This window comes from Microbacterium sp. 10L49, assembly GCF_056395125.1.
This window is the reverse complement of the sequence record NZ_JBFTIW010000002.1, coordinates 242,751-262,850: the sequence shown is the minus strand read 5'-3', so window position 1 is coordinate 262,850 and position 20,100 is coordinate 242,751. Positions and strand designations below refer to the sequence as shown.

The window sequence follows — 20,100 nt, the reverse complement described above, 5'->3', positions numbered from 1 at the left end:
CTCGGCAGACTGTGCGACGTGCGCAGGTCTTGCTGATCCGTTTGTCCAGCGATCGTGGCCACGGATACAGTGGCCCGGATCCCCGGCGACGTCGCCGCTGCGGCCCCGCCGCCGACGCGCCTCCCACCGGCCCGAACGAACCGCAGCAAGGACGCCCTCGACGATGACCCTCCCTGTCACCACGCCCCCGGCCACTCCGCCGACCAACGCCCGCTTGGACGCCGTGCCGGCCTACAAGCAGGGACGATCCGCCCCGGACGGCGCCTCGAAGCTGTCCTCGAACGAGTCCCCGCACCCGCCTCTGCCGTCCGTGGTCTCCGCGATCGCCGAACGGCTCGGATCCATCCATCGCTATCCGCAGATGGCGGCGCCTGAGATCATCGGCCGCCTCGCCGAGCGCTACGGCGTCGAGCCGGAACTGGTGACGGTCGGCGCAGGTTCCGTCGAGCTCGCGTCGCAGCTCATCCACGCCACTGCCGGCGAGGGCGACGAGGTCATGTTCGCCTGGCGGTCGTTCGAGGCCTACCCGTCGTTGGTCCGGATCGCAGGGGCGACCCCGGTGATGGTCCCGCTCGACGCGGAGCACCGGCACGACCTCGACGCGATGCTCGCCGCGATCACCGACCGCACGCGCCTGATCTTCGTGTGCAACCCGAACAACCCGACCGGCACCGTCGTCGGGCCCGAGGAGCTCGAGCGCTTCGTGGCCGCAGTACCCCGCGACGTGCTCGTGGTGATCGATGAGGCCTATGTGCACTTCGACGGGTCGCCGTACTTCGCCGAGCACCCGACCGCGACCGATCCGGAGCGCGGCGCCGGCCTCGAGCTGTTCCGCCGCTACCCGCATGTCGCGGTGCTGCACACGTTCTCCAAGGCCTACGGGCTCGCCGGTCTGCGGATCGGCTACGCCATCGCGCCCGCCGGGATCGCGGCCGCCCAGCGCAAGGTCGCTGTGCCGTTCGGCGTGACCGACCTGGCCCAGGCCGCCGCCGTCGCCTCGCTCGACGCGCAGGAGGAACTCGCCGTGCGCATCGCCGAGGTCGCCGAGCAGCGCGACCGCCTGTGCGAGGTGCTCGTCGACGCGGGATGGCCCGCCGTGCCCTCCCAGGCCAACTTCGTCTGGGTGCCGGCGGGGGAGCGCGCCGTCGAGCTCGATGAGCTCCTGCACGCGGGCGGCGTCGTCGCCCGCACGTTCCCCGGCGAGGGCGTGCGCGTCTCCGCCGGATCCGCCCTGGACATCGACCGCGTCGCGGCGGCCCTCGCCACCGCGAACCCCGCTCACCCCACCGCTGCCGTTCGCGAGGAGGCGACCGCATGACCATCGAAGTACCCCTGACGACGACCACCACGAAGGGCCTGCACCCCGGGCTCACCCGTCGGCAGATCTCCATGATGGGGCTTGGCGGCGCGATCGGCGCGGGACTGTTCGTCGGCTCCGGCCAGGCGATCGGCATCGCAGGGCCCGCGGTGATCGTGTCCTATCTCGTGGCCGGCACGATCGTGGTGCTCGTCATGGCGATGCTCGCCGAGATGGTCGCCGCCAACCCGTCCTCGGGCGCATTCAGCTCGTACGCGCAGAAGGCCATGGGCCGCAGCGTCGGCAGCGCCGTGGGCTGGCTGTACTGGATCCAGCTCGTCGTCGTCATCGCCGCCGAGGCCACGGGCGCCGCGGGCATCGTCGCGCATCGCTTCCCCGGCCTTCCGGAGTGGGCGTGGGTGCTGCTGTTCGTGCTCGCGCTCACGATCGTGAACCTGCTTGGGGTGCGCAACTACGGCCGGTTCGAGTTCTGGTTCGCCGCGATCAAGGTCGCCGCCATCATCGCCTTCCTCGTCGTCGGCGTGCTCGCGATCGTCGGCCTGATCCCCGGCGTGCCGGCGACCGGCGTCGGCAATCTCGGCGATCAGGGCGGCTTCGCCCCCACGGGCATCGCCGGCATCGCGGGCGCCCTGCTGATCGTCGTGTTCGCGTTCGGGGGCACCGAGGTCGTCGCGATCGCGGCCGCGGAGTCGGACGACCCCTCGCGCAACATCAGCCGGATCGTGCGCCAGGTGATGGTGCGGATCCTGGTGTTCTACGTCGGATCCATCTTCGTGATCGTCACCGTGCTCCCGTGGAACTCCAAGGAGGTGCTCGCCGGTCCGTTCTCCGCCGTGCTGGACACGCTCAAGATCCCCGGGGTGGGACTCGTGATGGACCTCATCGTCATCGTGGCGCTGCTGTCGGCCATGAACGCGAACATCTACGGCGCCTCGCGCATGGCGTTCTCGCTCGGCGAGCGCGGGCTCGCACCGCTGGCGCTCACCCGCACGAGCACGGCAGGCGTGCCCCGCGTGGCGGTGCTCGCCTCGGTGGCGTTCAGCTTCGTCACGGTGATCCTGAACTGGATCTGGCCCGAACAGGTGCTACCCACGCTGCTGAACGTGGTGGGATCCACCCTGCTGGTGATGTGGACGGCGACGGCGATCACGCAGCTGATCCTGCGCCGCCGGGCCGACGCCGAGGGCACGCCGCTGCCGATGCGGATGTGGGGCTTCCCGTGGCTGTCGGTTCTGACGCTCGTGCTGCTGGGCGCGATCATCCTGCTCACGATGCTCAACGAGGGTGCGCGCACCCAGCTGCTGCTGACCATCGGCCTCACCGTGGTGCTCGTGGTGCTCGCCCGGGCCACCCGGGGCCTGTCCCGCCCCGGCGTCCTCAAGGACGGCGCGGACGACGTGTTCCGGGGCTGACGATGCGCATCGATGCCCTCGACGCGGCCCTGATCCGGCTGCTCACGGACGCGCCGCAGCTGCCCGTGCTGGAATGCGCACGGCGGCTCGGCGTGGCCCGTGGCACCGTCACCAGCCGTCTCGCGCGGTTGCATGAGAACGGCGTCATCGAGGGCATCGTGCCGCGCGTCGATCCGCGCGGCTTCGGATACGCGCTGACCGCGTTCTGCCAGGTGGAGATCGATCAGAAGGTCGGCCACGACGAGGTCGCGGAGGCGCTGGCGTCGGCGATCCCGGAGGTCGTCGACATGTACACGGTCACCGGCGCGAGCGACATGCAGCTGCGCCTCGTCGCGCACAGCGCCGAGCAGCTGCAGGGGGTGCTGGACCGGATCGCCCTGGTGCCCGGCGTCGCCCGCACCGCGAGCTCGATCGCGATGCGCACGCACTTCAGCGGCCGGGTGCTGCCGCTCGTGGAGCACGCCGCCCGAGGCTGAGCCCTACTCGTCGTTCCCGGTCCAGCCCTTGCGGCGGAACCACCACCACATGATCGCGCCCGAGACGACCATGGATCCGATGCCGAGCAGGAAGAACGACCACGGGCCGGACAGCACGTGCGCGATCGACCAGTCGAAGTTCATGCCGAAGAAGCCCGTGAGGAAGCTCAGCGGCAGGAAGATCGACGCGATGATCGCGAGCTGCTTCGACGTCTCGCCCTGGCGGTTCGCGACCGTCGAGAGATACAGGTCGGTGCAGCCCGACACCATCTCGTGGTAGCCGTCGATCTCGTCCGTGATCCGGATGAGGTGGTCGTAGATGTCGCGGAAGTAGTCGTGGCTGTCCGCCTCCAACCCGGCCAGATCCGTGATCACCTCGGCCTGCCGGGCGAACAGGTCGCGCATCGGGACGACGACCCGGCGCAGCTTCAGCAGCAGTCGTTTGAGACCGAAGGTCTGCTGCAGTTCCTTGCGCCCGCCTCCCGCGACGATCGCGTCCTCGAGGGCGTTGATCTCCTCGTCCAGGTCGCTGAGGATCGGGAAGTAGCTGTCCACGATCACGTCGATGATCTTGTAGACGTAGTAGCGCTCGGTCTTCGGCGCCGTGGAGTTCTGCAGCAGCGTGCGCACCTGGCGGAGATCCTGGAAGCGTTCGGAGTGCACCGTGACGATGAACTCGCCGCTGAGGTGGCAGTGCACCTCCTCCAGCGGGTGGTCGTTCTCATCCTCGGGGTGCCGCTCGACGGCGCCCTGCAGCACGAGGAGCGCTCCGTCGCCGTAGACGTCGAGCTTGGGGCGCTGGCCCATCCGCTGGGTGTCCTCGATCGAGAGCGGATGCCAGCCGAGCAGGGTGCCGAGCCGCTGGATCTCGTCCGCGGAGGGGGAGACCAGGTCGAGCCAGAAGAACTCCTCCTGCGCGCGCAGCTGCGCGATCAGTGATTCGTCGATGGTGTCGAGGATGCGCATGTCAGATCCAGGTGATCATCCAGTTATGGGCCTGCCAGAACCACCACGGCACGGGCAGACCGATCCACAGCGGGTAGAAGAACGCGCTCAGCAGCACGATCATCACCACGACGATCGCGACGGTGCGCTGGCCGGACTGCCGGCGGTGCCGCGGAGCGCTCCGGTGCCCGGCGATGTCCCGCAGCGCGAGCACGAGCGCGAGGATCAGGAAGGGCGTCATCACGACCGTGTAGAACTGGAAGATCGTGCGCTCGGGGAATGCCAGCCAGGGCAGGTAGGTCGCCGCGAGGCCCACCAGCGGGATCGCGTAGCTCCACGGCATGGGGGAGTGCAGCACCAGTCCGCGCACGAACCGCACCAGCAGGTAGACGGATGCTGCGACGCCGAGGTACCAGATGAGCGGGTTCGGGATCGAGGTGATCGTGCCGATGCAGTGATCGGTGCCGAAGCACGGCGCGTTCTGCCCGCCCACCCAGAACGCGGTGGGACGGATCAGCAGGGGCCACTGCCATGCCGGGCTCGCATAGGGGTGCGAGGAGGTCAGCCCGACGTGGAACGCCAGGATGTCGGAGTGGTACTTGAACCACGACGTGAGCGCGTTGTCCGTGATGTTCCGGTCGTAACCGCCCTTGGTGAGGAACCAGCCGCTCCAGGAGGCCAGATACACGGCCGCCGCCACCGGCACGAGCAGCACGAAGCTCGCGAGGCCCTGCCGGAGGACGGCATCCGTGGGCCAGAGTGCGACACCCGCGCGGCGGCGGGCGAGTGCATCGGTGACGACGAGGTAGATCCCGGCCGCGGCGAGCACGTACGCGCCGGACCACTTCACCGAGGTCGCAGCCCCCAGGGCCAACCCCGCGGCGATCACCCACGGGCGGCGCCAGAACACGCGGCCCCAGAGCGTCGGGTCATCGCCGCGCTCGTGGGAGGCGCGATCCTCGAGCCGTGGCATCGTCTGGCGCCGGTCGTACACGAGGAACAGGATCCCGAGCACGATGAAGAAGGTGAGGATCCCGTCCAGCAGCCCGATCCGGCTGAGCACGATGCCGAGCCCGTCGACGGCCATGAGCAGGCCCGCCAGGCTCGCGACCGTGACCGAGCGGGTGAGGGCTTTGGCGAGCAGGTAGACGACGAGCACGGTGAGCGTGCCGATGATGGCCGTCGAGATGCGCCAGCCGAAGCTGGATCCGGGGCCGAAGGCCGCGATGCCGAGCGCGATCAGCCACTTGCCCAGGGGCGGGTGCACGACGAAGGAGGCGGATTCCTCGAGTGCGCTGGTATCGCCCTTCACGAACAGGTCGTTCGCCCCGGTGCGCCAGGTTCCCTCGTAGCCCTGCACCCACAGCGACCAGGCGTCCTTGACGTAGTAGGTCTCGTCGAACACGATCGCGTGCGGATGCCCGAGCCCTGCGATGCGCAGCACTGCCGCCAGGAGCGTGACGAGCAGCGGCGCAAGCCAGGACACGAGTCGGAGCCGGACCGGATCGCCGAGCCAGGCATCGCGCAACCGCTCCCAGGCAGTGGGACGGTCGTCGTGCCGGGCGTCGACGCCGGGCAGCAGAGGCGCGGTCACCCGCTCAGCCTATGCTGGGGCGGGTGATCATCCTCGCGGCCACTCCGATCGGAAACCTGGGCGACGCGTCCCGCCGGCTCATCGAGGTGCTCGAGAACGCGACGATCATCGCCGCCGAGGACACCCGCACCACCCAGCGGCTGCTGCAGGGACTCGGCATCGCGAACCGGCCGAGGCTCATCGCGCTGCACGATCACAACGAGAAGGCCAAGGCCGCCGAGCTCGCCGAGGCGGCCGAGGCCGAGGATCTCGTGGTGCTCAGCGATGCCGGCATGCCGACGGTGAGCGATCCCGGCTACGGGCTGGTCGCCGCAGCCGCCGAGCGCGGCGTGACGGTGACGGTGATCCCCGGCCCGAGCGCGGTGGTCACGGCCCTCGCCGTGTCGGGCCTTCCCACCGACCGGTTCACGTTCGAGGGTTTCCTGCCGCGCAAGCCGGGGGAGCGCCGCTCGGCGTTGAAAGCGCTCGCCGCCGAACCCCGCACGATGGTGTTCTTCGAGTCGCCGTCGCGGCTGGCCGCCACCCTGGGCGACATGGCCGCGGCGTTCGGCGCTTCCCGGCGCGTGGCGGTGTGTCGCGAGCTGACCAAGCTCTACGAGGAGGTCCGCCGCGGCGGTGCGGCTGAGCTCGCCGCGTGGGCGGCGGAGGGCGTGAAGGGCGAGATCGTGGTGGTCGTGGAGGGAGCCGCGCCACGAGCGGTCTCGCCGGAGGATGCGCTGGCCCAGGTGCAGGCGCTGGTCGCCTCGGGTGTGCGCCTCAAGGACGCCTGCGCCGAGGTCGCCGCCGCGACCGGGCTCAGCTCCCGGGACCTGTACCAGGCGGCGCTCGCCGCGCGCTGAGGCCGGCGTCGTGTTGGCGCGCGCTGCGACCTGCCGCCGCCGGGACGCGCCGCCTCTGGATCCGCCGTCGCGCTCGCCCGCCGAGAGCACGGCCTGCCGCCGAGAGCACGGCTTGTGGACGCGATGTTCCCGTGCACGCGACAGGATCCGGTGCCTTCGAGAAGCACCGGATCCTGTCGTCGTGTCACCGTCGCGGGAGCGGCGGCGACGGCGGCACGGCGGCGAGAGGCACGGGCACGCTGATCGTCGGCGGCAGCGTCAGCGCGGCGGGGGTGAGCGTCGGGCGCATCGCCGGTCAGCCGTTCTCGTCGCGCGCCGGGGCGGTCGCCGGCGGCACGGTGTCGACCACCGTGACGGACATCGCCGTGAGGACCGTCTGCTCCTCGCCGGCCGGCACGGTCCCCGCGGGGTAGAACCGGCGCTCGCCGATGACCTGGCCCGTGCTCGGATCGATGATGATCTCCTGACGCTCGCCCGACCGCTGCGGTTCGTTGCGGCCGATCGCGACGCCGATCTGGCCGTCGAGATTCGCCACGTCGCCGGTCGATGTGGTGCCGGGGATCAGCGCGAGCGCCTCGAACAGGCGCGCGCGCACGGCCGCCGGCACCGGGTAGCTGCGCAGCAGATCCGTGATCCGCACGAAGTCGTCCTCATCGCGGCTCGCCGATCCGCCCTGGTACTGCGCATCGAAGTACGCAAGCGTCTCAGCACCGGATCCGGTCGGGATGGCGCTGAGATCCTGAGACGCCCAGGCGCTGCCGTAGAAGCGGCCACCCGCTGCGTGGATCGTCTCCGTGACGAACGCGCCGTCTCCGGTCTGGCCGTGCTCCCAGTCCCGGTACAGGGCCCAGTCGGCGCCCGCGTCGGACGGGATGTAGACGTCGACGTTCTGGATGTTCGACGGCAGCCGGGTGATCGTCTCGTCGGACAGACCCTGGGAACTGGCCCAGTCCGCGCGGGTGTGGAACTTCAGGTACTGCCCTGGTCCTGCCTCGGGATCGCTGTACGTGATCGCCTCGGCGGCGGCCTTGCGCAGCACGATCGCGGCGGCACTCGCCGATTCCGGATGCGGCGGGGCGAGCACGCCGCCCACCACGACCACCGCGGCGACGGCGGCTGCGGCGGTGAGGCCGACGGCGGCCCAGCGGATCGGGTGCCGGCGACGCGGCGCGCGGGACGCGGGCGTCTTCTCGGCCGCGTGGATCGCGGTCTCGAGCTTCAGATACGCGGGAGCGAGCCGAGCCGCGTCGGGCTCGGTGACGTCGTCACGCAGACTGCGGAGCAAGGTCAGGTCGTCCATTTTCACCCTCCTCAGGTGTGGAGCGGAGCAGGCGCCGGGCGCGGTTCAGTCTCGACTTCACCGTGCCGACAGGGATGTGCAGGGCTTCGGCGATCTCGTCGTACGAGAGCTCGGCCCAGGCGAACAGCAGCAGGCAGTCGCGGTCTCCGGCGGAGAGCCGGCGGATCCGCCCGGCGAGACGTCCGACCGCGAGCTGCGCGTCCAGCGCCTCGTCGAGATGGTGCGTCGTCGCCGGCTCAGGTGCGCTGCGCTCCATCGCCCGCAGCACGCGCGCGGTGGCGATGCGGTGGCGATGGATGAGGTTCGTCGCGATGCCGAACAGCCAGGGTCGGGCATCCTCCCGTGCGGGATCGAACCGGGCGCGGCGCTGGAACGCGATCAGGAAGGTCTCGCTCGTGACGTCGTCGGCGACGGCGTCACCGGCCCGTCGGGCCGCGTAGCGATGCACCGCTCCTGCGTAACGGTGGAAGATCTCGCCGAAGGCCGACGGATCCGTCACCGATCTCGCGATCACCGTGTTGTCGTTGTTCACATCCTGTATTCCTCGGAGGGGCCGATCGTGTTCACGATTCTTCCGGTTTCGCGCTCGACCGGGTGGCGAACGCCGTGAGACGGCAGCAGAGGGGCAGGATGCTCGTCGTGGATGACGAGACGGTGGCCGCCGCGTACGACGCACGCGCGGCGGAGTACATCGCGCTGATCGGGAGCATCGACCAGATGGAACGCGCCGACGTCGCGCTGATCGAGAACTGGCGGGACGAGACGCCCGGCGCTCTGCTCGACGCCGGGTGCGGACCGGGGCTGTGGACGGCGTTCCTGGCCGAACCGACGTCGCGACCGGCACGCGGCCGCGATGTCGTCGGCGTCGACGTATCGGCGGAGTTCCTCGCGGCCGCCCGCGAGCGGCATCCCAGGGTGCGGTTCGAGTCGGCGTCCGTCCGCGACCTGCCGTTCCCGGACGGATCCTTCGGCGGCGTGCTCGCCTGGTACTCGCTCATCCACCTGTCGCCGGACGAGCTCCCGGCTGTGCTCGCCGAGCTCGCTCGCGTGCTCGCGGTCGGCGGCCGGATCCTGATCGGCTACTTCGACGGCGAGCCGCGGGAGCGGTTCGCGCACGCGGTCGCCCCGGCGTACTACTGGTCGGCCGGGGCGCTGACGCCGCTGCTCGAGAGCGTGGGGCTCCACGTGGTCCTGGCGGAGCGCCGCGAACGCGAACCGGGCGCCGCCGGGAGCGTGCGCCCGCACGGCGCGATCATGGCCGAGCGGCGCTGAGGCCCTGCCGTCGTCATCGTCCGAACCGGCCCTTGTATCCCGCCTAGAATCGAACGCATGCCCGCAGGCGAGTCCTTCTACATCACCACGCCGATCTACTACCCGTCGGACGTGCCCCACATCGGGCACGGCTACACCAGCGTCGCCGTGGACACCCTCGCGCGCTGGCACCGCCAGTCGGGTGACGACACCTGGATGCTCACCGGCACCGACGAGCACGGCCAGAAGATGCTGCGCGCGGCGGCGGCGAACGGCGTGACCCCGCAGGAGTGGGTGGACAAGCTCGTCAGCGAGAGCTGGTTCCCGCTGCTGACGACCCTCGACGTCGCGAACGACGACTTCATCCGCACCACCCAGGAGCGGCACGAGACCAACGTGCAGGTCTTCTTCCAGAAGCTCTATGACGCGGGCTACATCTACGCCGGCGAGTACGAGGCGCTGTACTGCGTGGGCTGCGAGGAGTTCAAGCCCGAGTCCGAGATCGTCGACGGCACCGGCCCCTTCGAGGGGCTCAAGGTCTGCGCGATCCACTCCAAGCCGCTCGAGCTGCTGCAGGAGAAGAACTACTTCTTCAAGCTCAGCGAATTCCAGGACCGTCTGCTCGAGCTGTACAAGACCGAGCCCGATTTCGTGCGCCCCGACTCGGCGCGCAACGAGGTCGTCTCGTTCGTCTCGCAGGGCCTCAAGGATCTCTCCATCTCACGCTCCACGTTCGACTGGGGCATCCCGCTGCCGTGGGACACCTCGCACGTCATCTACGTGTGGGTCGACGCGCTGCTGAACTACGTCACCGCGGTCGGATACGGTTCCGACGAGGCGACGTTCGATCGCCGCTGGCCCGCCTACCACGTGGTGGGCAAGGACATCCTGCGTTTCCACGCCGTCATCTGGCCGGCCATGCTCATGGCCGCGGGTCTCGAGGTGCCGAAGGGCGTGTTCGCGCACGGCTGGCTGCTCGTCGGCGGCGAGAAGATGTCGAAGTCGAAGCTCACCGGCATCGCCCCGACCGAGATCACCGACGTCTTCGGATCCGACGCGTACCGGTTCTACTTCCTCTCCGCGATCGCCTTCGGGCAGGACGGATCCTTCTCCTGGGAGGATCTGTCGGCGCGGTACCAGGCCGAGCTGGCGAACGGCTTCGGCAACCTCGCCTCGCGCACCATCGCGATGATCGAGCGCTACTTCGACGGCGTCGTGCCGGCTGCGTCGGAGTACACGGCGCAGGACCTCGCCGTCCAGCAGCTCGTCGCGAAGGCCGCGGCCGACGCCGACGCTGCCGTCGAGCGGTTCCGCATCGACGAGGCCATCGCCGACGTGTGGACCATCGTCGACGCGCTCAACGGCTACATCACGGAGAACGAGCCCTGGGCACTGGCGAAGGACGACGAGCAGCGCGAGCGCCTCGGCACTGTGCTGTACACCTGCGCGGAGGGCCTGCGCGCGCTCGCCGTGCTGCTGTCGCCGGTGATGCCGCAGTCCACCGCCACGCTCTGGGCCGCGCTCGGTGCAGAGGGCGGCCTCGGCGCGCTCACGGCGCAGCCGCTGCGCGAGGCGGGACGCTGGGGCCAGCTGCCCGCGGGCACCACCGTGCAGACGCTCGCGCCGCTGTTCCCGCGTATCGAGGCCACGGCCTGATCCGGAGGACGCAGCGGATGCGCGCCTCGGGCGTGCGTCGGACAGGGGGATGAGATGGGATTCGAAGCGCAGGAAAGCGTTGAGGTGGCTGCAGCCGCACCAGCGGTCGGCCAGCGGATCGCCGAGGTCCTCGGCGCCGAGAAGGCGACTGTCACCGCTGCCTCGCCGGACGGGCTGACCGTCGACTTCACGACGCGCAAGACGCTGCTGTCGTGGGAGCTCGAGGGCCGGATCGTCGTCACCCCGCTCGCGCAGGGCAGCCACATCGGCCTTGTGCTCAACACGCATCACAACCGTCCGGCGGCGGCGCTGGACGGCGTGAAGAACGCGAAGAGCGCGAAGAAGCTGATCGACAAGATCACCGCCGGGCTCTGACCCGGCGCCGAAGGGCGGAGGCCGCAATGGGCGAACCGGACACCTACGTGCGCGAGCGCGCGACCGAGGGGCGCAAGGACCTGCGCTACCCGGCCGCGCCCGAGCCGCTCGCAGTGCCTGTCTACGACAATCACTGCCACCTCGAGATCACCGACGGGGAGTCCTCGCTGACGCTCGTCGAGCAGCTCGACCGGGCGCAGGCCGTGGGCGTTGTCGGCGTCGTGCAGGCCTCGGGCGACATCGAGTCGTCGCGCTGGGCCGTGGAGGCCGCGGAGTCGGATCCGCGCGTGCTCGCCGCCGTCGCGATCCACCCCAACGACGCCCCGGCCTATGCCGAGGCCGGACGCCTCGACGAGGCGATCGCCGTGATCGATGAGCTCGCTGCACGCCCGCGCACCCGGGCGATCGGCGAGACCGGGCTCGACTACTTCCGCACCGAGGAACCGGGGCGCGCCGCCCAGCACGCGTCGTTCGAAGCGCACATCGCGCTCGCGAAGAAGCACGGGATCGCGATGCAGATCCATGACCGCGACGCGCACGACGACGTTCTGGAGACGCTGCGCCGCGTCGGCGCACCGGACCGCACGGTGTTCCACTGCTTCTCCGGCGACGAGGCGATGGCGCGGATCTGCGCCGACGCCGGCTACTACCTGTCGTTCGCGGGCAACGTGACTTTCAAGAACGCGCAGAACCTGCGCGACGCTCTCGCGGTCACGCCACGGGACCGGATCCTGGTCGAGACCGATGCGCCGTTCCTGACGCCGGTGCCGTTGCGCGGGCGCCCGAACGCGCCGTACCTGATCCCGCTCACCCTGCGCTTCATGGCTGCCGAGCTCGGTGCGGACGCCGACGAACTCGGCGCGCAGATCGCCGCGAACACCCTCGAGGTCTACGGCTCGTTCGCCTGAACCTCGTCCAGGACGGGGCGCGCGGAGACGATCTGCGAGATCGGGCGCCAGACGAACAGCAGGGTGAGCGCCGCGCCCGCGAAGGCGAACCACCACGGCGCCGTGAGACCCCAGGTCTGCGCGATCACGCCGCCCAGCGCCTGCCCGATCACCATGCCGCCGAACACGCCGACCGAGTTCACCGAGGACACCCGGCCCTGCAGCTCATGCGGCACGAGCCGCTGCCGCACGGTCGTCGAGATCGTGCCCCAGACGAACGCGTAGAACCCGAACACGAACATGATCAGCAGCGCGATCCAGCCCTGCGTCGTCAGGGCGAACGCGAGGTGCATCACCACCTCGAGCGACAGGCAGACCCGCATCATCGTGGCGAAGGACACGTGGCGCTCGAGCCAGCCGAAGCTCAGAGTGGCGAGCAGACCGCCGGTGGCGGAGGCCGTGGTCAGCATGCCGTAGCCGACGGCGCCCATGTGCAGGTGCTCGGTCGCGTACAGCACCAGTACTCCCCACGGCGCTGCCCAGGTCACGTTGAACAGCAGGATGATCAGCACGAGCATCCGCACCGGAGGATTGCGCCACAGCCAGCGCAGGCCCTCCGCGATGTCGGTGTGCACCTTCGTGCCGGCGGCGGAGGATCCGGTCGTGCCGGTCGCGTCCCGCGGCGGTATCGGCGTGCGCGCGATGCGGGAGATCAGCACGATCGCCAGGCTCACGCACACCGCCTCGAGAAGGAACGGCCACGCGTGCCCGGCGGCGAACAGGAACGCGCCGAGCGGCGGACCGGCGAACTGGTTCGCGACGAGGAACCCGGCCTGCAGACGGGCGTTGCCGAGCCCGAGATCGGCGGGCTTCAGGAGCATCGGCAGCAGCGTGGATCCGGCCGTGTCGACGAACACCTCCGCGGTGCCGTAGAGGAACGCCGAGGCCAGGACGATCCAGATGTTCGCCACGCCGGTCACCAGGAATGCGCACAGCGCGAGCAGCACGACCGCACGCGCCGCGTTCGCGGCCATGACGAGCCGGCGGCGGTCGAAGCGGTCGGCGATCGCGCCCGCGTGCAGCCCGAACACCAGCCAGGGCAGGAACTGCAGGATCGCGCCGGCCGCGACGAGGATCGGAGACGACGTCATCGACGCGATCAGCAGGGGAGCGGCAGCCAGGGCCACGCCGTCGCCGACGTTGCTGGTCCAGCTGGAGGCGAGCAGCCAGCGGAAATCCCTGCCCATGCGCCGAGGCGCGACGAGTTCACCGATCGAGGGCATCCGAGAAGACTACCGACGGTAGGGGACAATGGTCAGATGACCGTCTCCCTGCTCGGCGCCGCCGACATCCGCCGGCTCGCGGCCGAACTCGATGTGACGCCCACCAAGAAGCTCGGCCAGAACTTCGTCGTCGACGCGAACACGGTGCGCAAGATCGTGCAGGCTGCCGCCGTGCAGCCGTCCGAGCGCGTGGTGGAGATCGGGCCCGGCCTCGGATCCCTCACCCTCGCGATCCTCGAGACGGGGGCTGCAGTCACCGCCGTCGAGATCGACCACCGTCTCGCCGCACGCCTGCCGCAGACCGCGGTCGAGCGTGGCGTGCCCGAAGGGGCGCTGACCGTGGTGGATGCCGACGCGATGCGCGTGACCGCGCTGCCGGGGGAGCCGACGGTGCTCGTCGCGAACCTGCCCTACAACGTGTCGGTGCCCGTGCTGCTGCACTTCCTCGAGACGTTCCCGTACCTCCAGCGCGGCGTCGTGATGGTGCAGGCCGAGGTCGCCGAGCGCCTGGCCGCGAAGCCGGGCTCGAAGATCTACGGCACGCCCAGCGTCAAGGCCGCCTGGTACGGGCCGTGGAAGCTCAGCGGAACCGTGTCGCGCCAGGTGTTCTGGCCGGTGCCGAACGTCGACAGCCTGCTCGTCGGCTTCCACCGGGATCCCGTGCCGCGCGGATCCGAGGATGAGCGCCGGCGTACGTTCGCGATCGTCGACGCGGCGTTCAACCAGCGCCGCAAGATGCTGCGCCAGGCACTGTCCGGGATCTTCGGAAGCTCCGCCGAGGCGTCGGCTGTGCTCGAGGCCGCGGGCGTCGCGCCGACCGCGCGCGGCGAGGACCTCACCGTCGACGACTACCACCGCATCGCGCTGGCGGCGCCGGTCGCCTGACCTTGTCGAGGTCGCCCCAGGGCAAAGTTGTGCCCTCCCGGGATCGGGTTCCCGAGAGGGCACATTCACTTCGACTGGAGGTACCTTCATGTCGGCCGAGTCCCCAGTCCCGGTCGACATCCTCAGCTGAGGACTAGACAGTAACACCGGATGGCCTTGTCCCCCAAATGGGGGACAAGAACAAATGCTGAGAGTTTGCCGTGAATGACCTCGCGGGGGCGGTCGGGAATCGCTTCGCGCGTGTCTCGAGGGCGTGCAGCCAGGTGATGACCGACCCGAACGCGAGCGCCTCGAACACGGTCAGGGTGAGGAGTCCCGCGATCAGACCGGCCATGCCGAGGGTCAGGACGACGACCGCTCCCATCGCGATGCGGTCCAGACTCCGGGACAGGCCTCGCAGGTAGCGGCGGTGCAGGAGCAGCAGCCCCGCCGAGGAGGCAAGGGCTCCGTTGGCGGCGCGCTCGTGCGCGAAGACGTTGAACGAGAGCGGCAGCACCCCGATGAGGATGAGGCTGAGACCGAGGGTCGCGATGAGCAGCGGCACGAGGGTCGGCGCGGCACTGCGCGCCCGGAATCCCGCGGCAGAAGCGGCACGGAGGCCGCGCATCACGGGCAGGGCGGAGAGCGCGATCACGATGCCGGTCAGCACCATGCCGCCGTTGAAGAGCAGGCTGGAGGCGTCGTCCATCGCGCCGAGTCGGCTGAAGCAGGACAGCCACCAGCGCGGGTCGGACGTCGTCAATGCGGCCGCGGGGATGCTCGCGCAGAGCACGCCTGCCGCGATGAGGACGAGCGGTAAACGCCGGTGCCGGTGCATGACGATCCTGTCGCCGCACGCTCGGGCGAATGCACTGGCCGGGTTTGGATCCGCACTCGGGCGAGCGTGATCGGACGCGGATCGGGCTCGGTCCGCGGTTGGCGGATCATCATAGCGATCCTGGGATGCCACGGCGAGCGGTGCGGCCGCGGGGAGGCGTCGTCTCCTGCGCCCCTCGCGTCGGACCAGCGCCGAGAAGGACCGGCGACGCTAACCTGGGACGGTGACCGAGCCGCGCTTCCGCCCAGACGTCCTCGACATCCACCGCCCCTACACGGCGGCGGCGGACCGCTATGAGGGAGCCCATTTCCGGCAGGTCGGAACCTCGGGTCTCTACCTGCCGGCGATCTCGCTCGGGCTGTGGTGGAACTTCGGTGACAACATCCCGCTGGACGACCAGCGCGCCCTGTTGCGGCACGCCTTCGATCGGGGCATCACGCACTTCGACCTGGCGAACAACTACGGTCCGCCCTACGGATCCGCGGAGAAGAACTTCGGCCGCATCTTCGCGGAGGACTTCCGGCCCTATCGCGACGAACTGATCATCTCGTCGAAGGCCGGCTGGGACATGTGGCCGGGACCCTACGGCGACCTCGGCAGTCGCAAGTACATCCTGGCGAGCGCCGAGCAGTCGTTGACGCGGATGGGACTGGACTACGTCGACATCTTCTACTCCCACCGCGTGGATCCGGTCACCCCGGTCGAGGAGACCATCGGCGCCCTGGACACCCTGGTCCGCCAGGGCAAGGCCCTCTACGTCGGGATCTCCTCGTACAGCGCGGAGCGCACCGAGGCCGCGATGGACATCGCCCGGGAGCTCGGCACGCCGCTCGTGATCCACCAGCCCTCGTACTCCATCCTGAACCGCTGGATCGAGGACGGCCTCACCGAGACGCTCCGCGAGGAAGGGATGGGTGCGATCGCGTTCACGCCGCTCGCACAGGGGCTGCTCACGGACAAGTACCTGGGCGACGGCACCGCCGCACGCGCCCAGAAGCGCGGCTCGCTGCCGGACAAGCCCCTCAGCGATGAGGGGCTCGCCGTCCTGCGCGCCCTGAACGACCTCGCGAGAGAACGCGGGCAGAGCCTCGCCCAGCTCGCGCTGCAGTGGGTGCTCCGCGACGGCGTCGTGGCCTCGGCGCTCATCGGCGCCTCGCGTCCGGCGCAGCTCGACGAGAACCTCGCCGCCCTGGACGCGCCCGAGCTGACCGCGGCGGAGATCGCCCGCATCGACAGCATCGCCGGCGCGGGCCTCGACGTGAACCTGTGGTCGGTCTCATCGGAACTGTGAGCCGATGAGCATCGCAGAGGAGCAGTCGGACGAGCAGCCGCTGCAGCGCGTGCACGTGCGCGCACCGGGGAAGGTCAACCTCTTCCTCGGAGTCGGAGATCTCGACGAGGACGGCTACCACGAGCTCTCCACGGTGTTCCAGGCGGTGTCGCTCTACGAGGATGTGATCGCGACGCACGCCGACGACTTCACGATCAGCGTGTCGGGCGTCGCGGATCCGTCCACGGTCCCGCTCGACGACCGAAACCTCGCCATGCGCGCGGCCAAGGTGCTCGCCGCGGCCACCGGCTACGACGGCGGTGTGCATCTGGACGTGCACAAGACCGTGCCCGTCGCGGGCGGCATGGGGGGAGGGTCCGCCGACGCCGCCGGCGCTCTCGTGGCCTGCAACGAACTGTGGCGCACGGGGCTCGACCACGGTCGCCTGCACGAGCTGGCGGCCCGCCTGGGCGCTGACGTGCCCTTCTCGCTCATGGGCGGCACCGCCGTCGGCTCGGGGCGCGGCGACGTGCTGACGCCGGCGCTGTCGCGGGGCCGGTACGAGTGGGTGCTGCTCCTCGACGACGAGGGGCTGTCCACGCCGGCGGTGTACCGCGCCTTCGACATGGTCATGGCCGAAGACCTGCAGAGCGACCCGGAGGGCCACGCTCAGCGGCGCCGGCTGGACCCTGTGCAGGTGCCGTCGTCATTCTTCGAGTCCCTGCTGTCCGGCGAGGCGTTCGAGCTCGGGCAGAGTCTGCGCAATCAGCTGGAGGCCGGATCCTTCCGGCTGCGGCCGTCGCTGGAGGAGCTCATCGACGAGGTGGTCGGCGGGGGCGGCGGGCCGGTCGTCGGAGGGATCGTGTCGGGTTCCGGCCCCACCATCGCCTTCCTCTGCGAGACCGCCGAGGGCGCGGACGCCACGGCCGAGCGACTGCGCGGATCGGGGCGCACGGCCCTGCGCGCGCACGGGCCGGTGCGCGGGGCGCACGTGGTCTCCGCTGACGACTGAGCCGGGCAGCGTGCGCGCCGAGGGCTGCGACCCCATAATGGACTCAGCCATGTGACCGTGCACATCGAGGAGGCTATGCATGTCGACCTCCTCCGAGCGTGCCCGGATGCCCAGCATCCGCGACGTCGCGCGGCTGGCCGGCGTCTCGCATCAGACCGTCTCGCGCGTGCTGAACGACCACCCCAGCATCCGGCCGGAGACCAAGGACCGGGTTCTCGACGCGATCCGCGTGCTGGATTACCGACCGAACGTGGCGGCGCGAGCGCTCGCCACGAGCCGGTCGAACCTGCTGGGCATCCTGTCCGCGACGACGGGGGAGTTCGGCCCGACGTCCTCCATCGCGGCGATCGAGGATGCCGCGCGGGCCGAGGGCTATTCGGTGAGCACGCTCAATCTGCCCGACACGACGCCCGAGGTCATCGGCGCGGCGGTGCGCCAGCTGGTGCGGGAGTCCGTCGACGGGATCGTCGTGCTCGCGCCGCAGGTGCGCGTGTTCAACGTGCTGCGGGGGATGGCGGTGTCGGTGCCGTTCGTCAGCCTGCAGACCGCGTCCGGCTCCGACGGGTTCAGCCACTCCGCGGATCAGCTCGCCGGAGCGCGAATGATCACCGAGTACCTGATCCGGCTCGGGCACAGCGACATCCTGCATCTGGCGGGGCCCCAGGACTGGATCGAGGCGGAGTCGCGCATGCGCGGCTACCTCGACGCGATGCGCGATGCCGACCTGCCGACGATCCCGCCCATCCGCGGCGACTGGACGGCCGACTTCGGATACTTCGCGGGCCAGGAGCTCGCCCGGCGACGCGACTTCTCGGCGGTGTTCGCCGCGAACGACCTCATGGCGATCGGGCTCATGCACGGCTTCCGAGACGCGGGGTTGCGGGTGCCGATCGATGTGAGCGTCGTCGGTTTCGACGACATTCCGGTGGCCGCACATGTCGCGCCGCCGCTGACCACGGTGCATCAGGACTTCGCCGAGCTCGGCCGACGTGCGGTGCAGATCCTGCTGGCGCAGTTGCGCGGGGAGACGGTGCCGACGTTCGGACCGGTCGTCCCGGTGCTGTGCGGACGCGAATCCGCCGCGTCACGGTAGGGACACGAAATGGGCGGTGTGACTTGACACTGTCCGCCCGGGCGGTGCACGATGTATCCCGATGTGAACGGTAACATTGACCGTAACATCACCGGACCTGGTATCGAAGGAGATCCGTGAGCGAGACGACGACGCTGCCCACTGTGGCCGGACCGATCCTCGAGATGCGCAGCATCACGAAGGAGTTCCCGGGTGTGAAGGCCCTCTCCGATGTGTCGATCACTGTTCGCACCGGCGAGGTGCACGCCATCTGCGGTGAGAACGGCGCGGGGAAGTCGACCCTGATGAAGGTGCTGTCGGGCGTGTACCCGTACGGCAGCTACGACGGCGAGATCCTGCTCTACGGACAGGAGCAGCGCTTCAAGGACATCGCAGCCAGCGAACACGCCGGAATCGTGATCATCCACCAGGAGCTCGCGCTCATCCCCGAGCTGTCCATCACCGAGAACATCTTCCTCGGCAACGAGATCCGCCGCGGCGCCCGCATCGACTGGACGGCGCAGAAGCAGCGCACGGTCGAGCTGCTGGCCCGCGTCGGCCTCCGGGAGGACCCCGACGTCGCGATCAAGCACCTCGGCGTCGGAAAGCAGCAGCTCATCGAGATCGCCAAGGCGCTGAACAAGGACGTCAAGCTGCTCATCCTCGACGAGCCCACCGCGGCGCTCAACGAGAACGACTCGCAGCACCTGCTCGACCTGATCCTCGGCCTGAAGGCGAAGGGGATCACGTCGATCATCATCAGCCACAAGCTCAACGAGATCGAGCAGATCGCCGATGAGATCACGATCATCCGCGACGGACGCACGGTCGAGACGCTCGACGTCGGCCGTGGGGAGATCAACGAGGACCGCATCATCCGCGGCATGGTCGGCCGTTCACTCGAGAGCCGCTATCCCGATCGGACCCCGGAGATCGGCGACGTCTTCTTCGAGGTCAAGGACTGGTGGGTGCGCCACCCCAGCGTGTCCGAGCGCATGGTCGTGAAGGGCTCCAGCATCGAGGTGCGCCGCGGCGAGGTCGTCGGCATCGCGGGCCTCATGGGCGCAGGCCGCACCGAGTTCGCGATGAGCATCTTCGGGCGCTCCTACGGCCAGTTCCTCTCCGGCACGATCATCAAGGACGGCCAGGAGATCTCCCTCCCGGACGTGCGCAGCGCGATCAGGCATGGGCTCGCCTACGTCAGCGAGGACCGCAAGGTCCTGGGCCTCAATCTGCTGGACACCATCAAGCGCTCGATCGTATCGGCCAAGCTCTCCAAGATCTCCCGCAACGGCGTCGTGAACGACGTCGAGGAGGCGCAGATCGCGGAGCGCTACCGCAAGTCGCTTCGCATCAAGACGCCGACCGTCGACCAGGGGGTCGGGACGCTCTCCGGCGGCAACCAGCAGAAGGTCGTGCTGGCGAAGTGGATGTTCACGGATCCGGATCTGCTGATCCTGGACGAGCCCACCCGAGGTATCGACGTCGGCGCGAAGTACGAGATCTACGGCATCATCAACGAGCTCGCCGCACAGGGCAAGGGCGTCATCGTGATCTCCAGCGAGCTGCCCGAGCTGCTCGGCATGTCCGACCGCATCTACACCGTGTTCGAGGGACGCGTCACCGACTGCCTCCCCGCATCCGAAGCCACCCCGGAGGCGCTCATGCGCAGCATGACCTCCCTGACGCAGAAAGCATCCGCATGAGC

19 protein-coding genes are annotated in these 20,100 nt (G+C 69.7%); 13 read left to right on the top strand and 6 right to left on the bottom strand.

All coding sequences use genetic code 11. The features are described 5' to 3' along the window. The first annotated feature begins 163 nt into the window (after positions 1-163). The 3 genes from AC1DCT_RS05740 to AC1DCT_RS05730 are packed head-to-tail and all read left to right on the top strand — an operon-like array spanning position 164 to position 3,206. Positions 164-1,318 (top strand): histidinol-phosphate transaminase, encoded by a 1,155-nt coding sequence (locus AC1DCT_RS05740; protein WP_477427953.1) that lies wholly within the window; start codon positions 164-166, stop codon positions 1,316-1,318. Further along, positions 1,315-2,730, top strand: a complete 1,416-nt coding sequence (locus AC1DCT_RS05735; protein WP_477427951.1) for an amino acid permease — start codon at positions 1,315-1,317, stop codon at positions 2,728-2,730. The genes AC1DCT_RS05740 and AC1DCT_RS05735 overlap by 4 nt, the downstream gene beginning before the upstream one ends. A 2-nt stretch (positions 2,731-2,732) precedes the next feature. Beyond that, positions 2,733-3,206 (top strand): Lrp/AsnC family transcriptional regulator, encoded by a 474-nt coding sequence (locus tag AC1DCT_RS05730; protein WP_440734638.1) that lies wholly within the window; start codon positions 2,733-2,735, stop codon positions 3,204-3,206. Between the two features lie 3 nt (positions 3,207-3,209). On the opposite strand, the gene corA is transcribed toward AC1DCT_RS05730, so the two are convergent. Continuing rightward, positions 3,210-4,172 (bottom strand): magnesium/cobalt transporter CorA, encoded by a 963-nt coding sequence (gene corA / locus AC1DCT_RS05725; protein WP_477229462.1) that lies wholly within the window; start codon positions 4,170-4,172, stop codon positions 3,210-3,212. Position 4,173: 1 nt separating this feature from the next. Further along, entirely contained in the window at positions 4,174-5,745 is a 1,572-nt protein-coding gene (locus AC1DCT_RS05720) for a dolichyl-phosphate-mannose--protein mannosyltransferase (RefSeq protein ID WP_477427949.1), read from the bottom strand. A 23-nt stretch (positions 5,746-5,768) separates the two neighbouring features. Between AC1DCT_RS05720 and rsmI the strand changes: the two genes are divergently transcribed. Then, positions 5,769-6,584, top strand: a complete 816-nt coding sequence (gene rsmI, locus AC1DCT_RS05715; RefSeq protein ID WP_477427948.1) for a 16S rRNA (cytidine(1402)-2'-O)-methyltransferase — start codon at positions 5,769-5,771, stop codon at positions 6,582-6,584. A 295-nt stretch (positions 6,585-6,879) separates the two neighbouring features. Here the strand turns inward: rsmI and AC1DCT_RS05710 are convergent, their stop codons facing one another. Continuing rightward, positions 6,880-7,884, bottom strand: a complete 1,005-nt coding sequence (locus AC1DCT_RS05710) for a CU044_5270 family protein (RefSeq protein ID WP_477427947.1) — start codon at positions 7,882-7,884, stop codon at positions 6,880-6,882. After that, complete coding sequence (locus tag AC1DCT_RS05705; protein ID WP_477427945.1) at positions 7,850-8,416, bottom strand: RNA polymerase sigma factor; 567 nt, start codon at positions 8,414-8,416, stop codon at positions 7,850-7,852. Before AC1DCT_RS05705 ends, AC1DCT_RS05710 begins: the two co-directional genes overlap by 35 nt. Positions 8,417-8,523: 107 nt before the next feature. On the opposite strand from AC1DCT_RS05705, the gene AC1DCT_RS05700 reads away from it, so the two are divergent. The 4 genes from AC1DCT_RS05700 (at position 8,524) to AC1DCT_RS05685 (ending at position 12,074) form a co-directional block, all read left to right on the top strand. Further along, positions 8,524-9,156, top strand: a complete 633-nt coding sequence (locus tag AC1DCT_RS05700) for a class I SAM-dependent methyltransferase (RefSeq protein WP_477427943.1) — start codon at positions 8,524-8,526, stop codon at positions 9,154-9,156. A 57-nt stretch (positions 9,157-9,213) separates the two neighbouring features. Then, the gene (metG, locus tag AC1DCT_RS05695) at positions 9,214-10,791 is read left to right on the top strand and encodes a methionine--tRNA ligase (RefSeq protein WP_477427941.1); all 1,578 of its coding nucleotides are present in this window, start codon (positions 9,214-9,216) and stop codon (positions 10,789-10,791) included. An 84-nt stretch (positions 10,792-10,875) separates the two neighbouring features. Next, complete coding sequence (locus tag AC1DCT_RS05690) at positions 10,876-11,166, top strand: hypothetical protein (protein ID WP_477427939.1); 291 nt, start codon at positions 10,876-10,878, stop codon at positions 11,164-11,166. A 26-nt stretch (positions 11,167-11,192) separates the two neighbouring features. After that, positions 11,193-12,074, top strand: coding sequence for a TatD family hydrolase (locus AC1DCT_RS05685; protein ID WP_477427937.1), 882 nt, complete (start codon positions 11,193-11,195; stop codon positions 12,072-12,074). Here AC1DCT_RS05685 and AC1DCT_RS05680 read toward each other — a convergent pair. Further along, a complete protein-coding gene (locus tag AC1DCT_RS05680; protein ID WP_477427935.1) occupies positions 12,056-13,336 on the bottom strand; it encodes an MFS transporter in 1,281 nt (426 codons plus the stop codon). The genes AC1DCT_RS05685 and AC1DCT_RS05680 overlap by 19 nt on opposite strands. A gap of 36 nt (positions 13,337-13,372) precedes the next feature. Between AC1DCT_RS05680 and rsmA the strand changes: the two genes are divergently transcribed. Next, positions 13,373-14,221 carry a 16S rRNA (adenine(1518)-N(6)/adenine(1519)-N(6))-dimethyltransferase RsmA gene (rsmA, locus tag AC1DCT_RS05675; RefSeq protein ID WP_477427933.1) on the top strand — a complete coding sequence of 283 codons (849 nt, stop codon included), beginning with the start codon at positions 13,373-13,375 and terminating at the stop codon, positions 14,219-14,221. Between the two features lie 133 nt (positions 14,222-14,354). Here rsmA and AC1DCT_RS05670 read toward each other — a convergent pair whose 3' ends face one another. Continuing rightward, positions 14,355-15,038: a DUF998 domain-containing protein gene (locus AC1DCT_RS05670; RefSeq protein ID WP_477427931.1), complete on the bottom strand. Its 684-nt coding sequence runs from the start codon at positions 15,036-15,038 to the stop codon at positions 14,355-14,357. Between the two features lie 223 nt (positions 15,039-15,261). Here AC1DCT_RS05670 and mgrA point away from each other — a divergent pair, with 223 nt between their 5' ends. From mgrA to mmsA, 4 genes are all read left to right on the top strand, one after another. After that, positions 15,262-16,329, top strand: coding sequence for an L-glyceraldehyde 3-phosphate reductase (gene mgrA, locus AC1DCT_RS05665; protein ID WP_441976306.1), 1,068 nt, complete (start codon positions 15,262-15,264; stop codon positions 16,327-16,329). A gap of 4 nt (positions 16,330-16,333) precedes the next feature. After that, positions 16,334-17,320 carry a 4-(cytidine 5'-diphospho)-2-C-methyl-D-erythritol kinase gene (locus AC1DCT_RS05660; RefSeq protein WP_477427929.1) on the top strand — a complete coding sequence of 329 codons (987 nt, stop codon included), beginning with the start codon at positions 16,334-16,336 and terminating at the stop codon, positions 17,318-17,320. A gap of 79 nt (positions 17,321-17,399) precedes the next feature. Then, complete coding sequence (locus AC1DCT_RS05655; RefSeq protein WP_477427927.1) at positions 17,400-18,413, top strand: LacI family DNA-binding transcriptional regulator; 1,014 nt, start codon at positions 17,400-17,402, stop codon at positions 18,411-18,413. A 164-nt stretch (positions 18,414-18,577) separates the two neighbouring features. Next, the gene (mmsA, locus tag AC1DCT_RS05650; RefSeq protein ID WP_440734742.1) at positions 18,578-20,098 is read left to right on the top strand and encodes a multiple monosaccharide ABC transporter ATP-binding protein; all 1,521 of its coding nucleotides are present in this window, start codon (positions 18,578-18,580) and stop codon (positions 20,096-20,098) included. Positions 20,099-20,100 lie beyond the last annotated feature (2 nt).

What these genes read in the sequence shown, in the direction of transcription:
- AC1DCT_RS05655 (WP_477427927.1), top strand. Translation starts at nt 17,400, where the DNA reads ATGTCGACCTCCTCCGAGCGTGCCCGGATGCCCAGCATCCGCGACGTC.
- AC1DCT_RS05710 (WP_477427947.1), bottom strand. Translation starts at nt 7,884, where the DNA reads ATGGACGACCTGACCTTGCTCCGCAGTCTGCGTGACGACGTCACCGAG.
- AC1DCT_RS05740 (WP_477427953.1), top strand. Translation starts at nt 164, where the DNA reads ATGACCCTCCCTGTCACCACGCCCCCGGCCACTCCGCCGACCAACGCC.
- AC1DCT_RS05735 (WP_477427951.1), top strand. Translation starts at nt 1,315, where the DNA reads ATGACCATCGAAGTACCCCTGACGACGACCACCACGAAGGGCCTGCAC.
- rsmA (WP_477427933.1), top strand. Translation starts at nt 13,373, where the DNA reads ATGACCGTCTCCCTGCTCGGCGCCGCCGACATCCGCCGGCTCGCGGCC.
- AC1DCT_RS05660 (WP_477427929.1), top strand. Translation starts at nt 16,334, where the DNA reads ATGAGCATCGCAGAGGAGCAGTCGGACGAGCAGCCGCTGCAGCGCGTG.
- corA (WP_477229462.1), bottom strand. Translation starts at nt 4,172, where the DNA reads ATGCGCATCCTCGACACCATCGACGAATCACTGATCGCGCAGCTGCGC.
- AC1DCT_RS05680 (WP_477427935.1), bottom strand. Translation starts at nt 13,336, where the DNA reads ATGCCCTCGATCGGTGAACTCGTCGCGCCTCGGCGCATGGGCAGGGAT.
- metG (WP_477427941.1), top strand. Translation starts at nt 9,214, where the DNA reads ATGCCCGCAGGCGAGTCCTTCTACATCACCACGCCGATCTACTACCCG.
- AC1DCT_RS05685 (WP_477427937.1), top strand. Translation starts at nt 11,193, where the DNA reads ATGGGCGAACCGGACACCTACGTGCGCGAGCGCGCGACCGAGGGGCGC.
- mmsA (WP_440734742.1), top strand. Translation starts at nt 18,578, where the DNA reads ATGCGCAGCATCACGAAGGAGTTCCCGGGTGTGAAGGCCCTCTCCGAT.
- AC1DCT_RS05730 (WP_440734638.1), top strand. Translation starts at nt 2,733, where the DNA reads ATGCGCATCGATGCCCTCGACGCGGCCCTGATCCGGCTGCTCACGGAC.
- AC1DCT_RS05670 (WP_477427931.1), bottom strand. Translation starts at nt 15,038, where the DNA reads ATGCACCGGCACCGGCGTTTACCGCTCGTCCTCATCGCGGCAGGCGTG.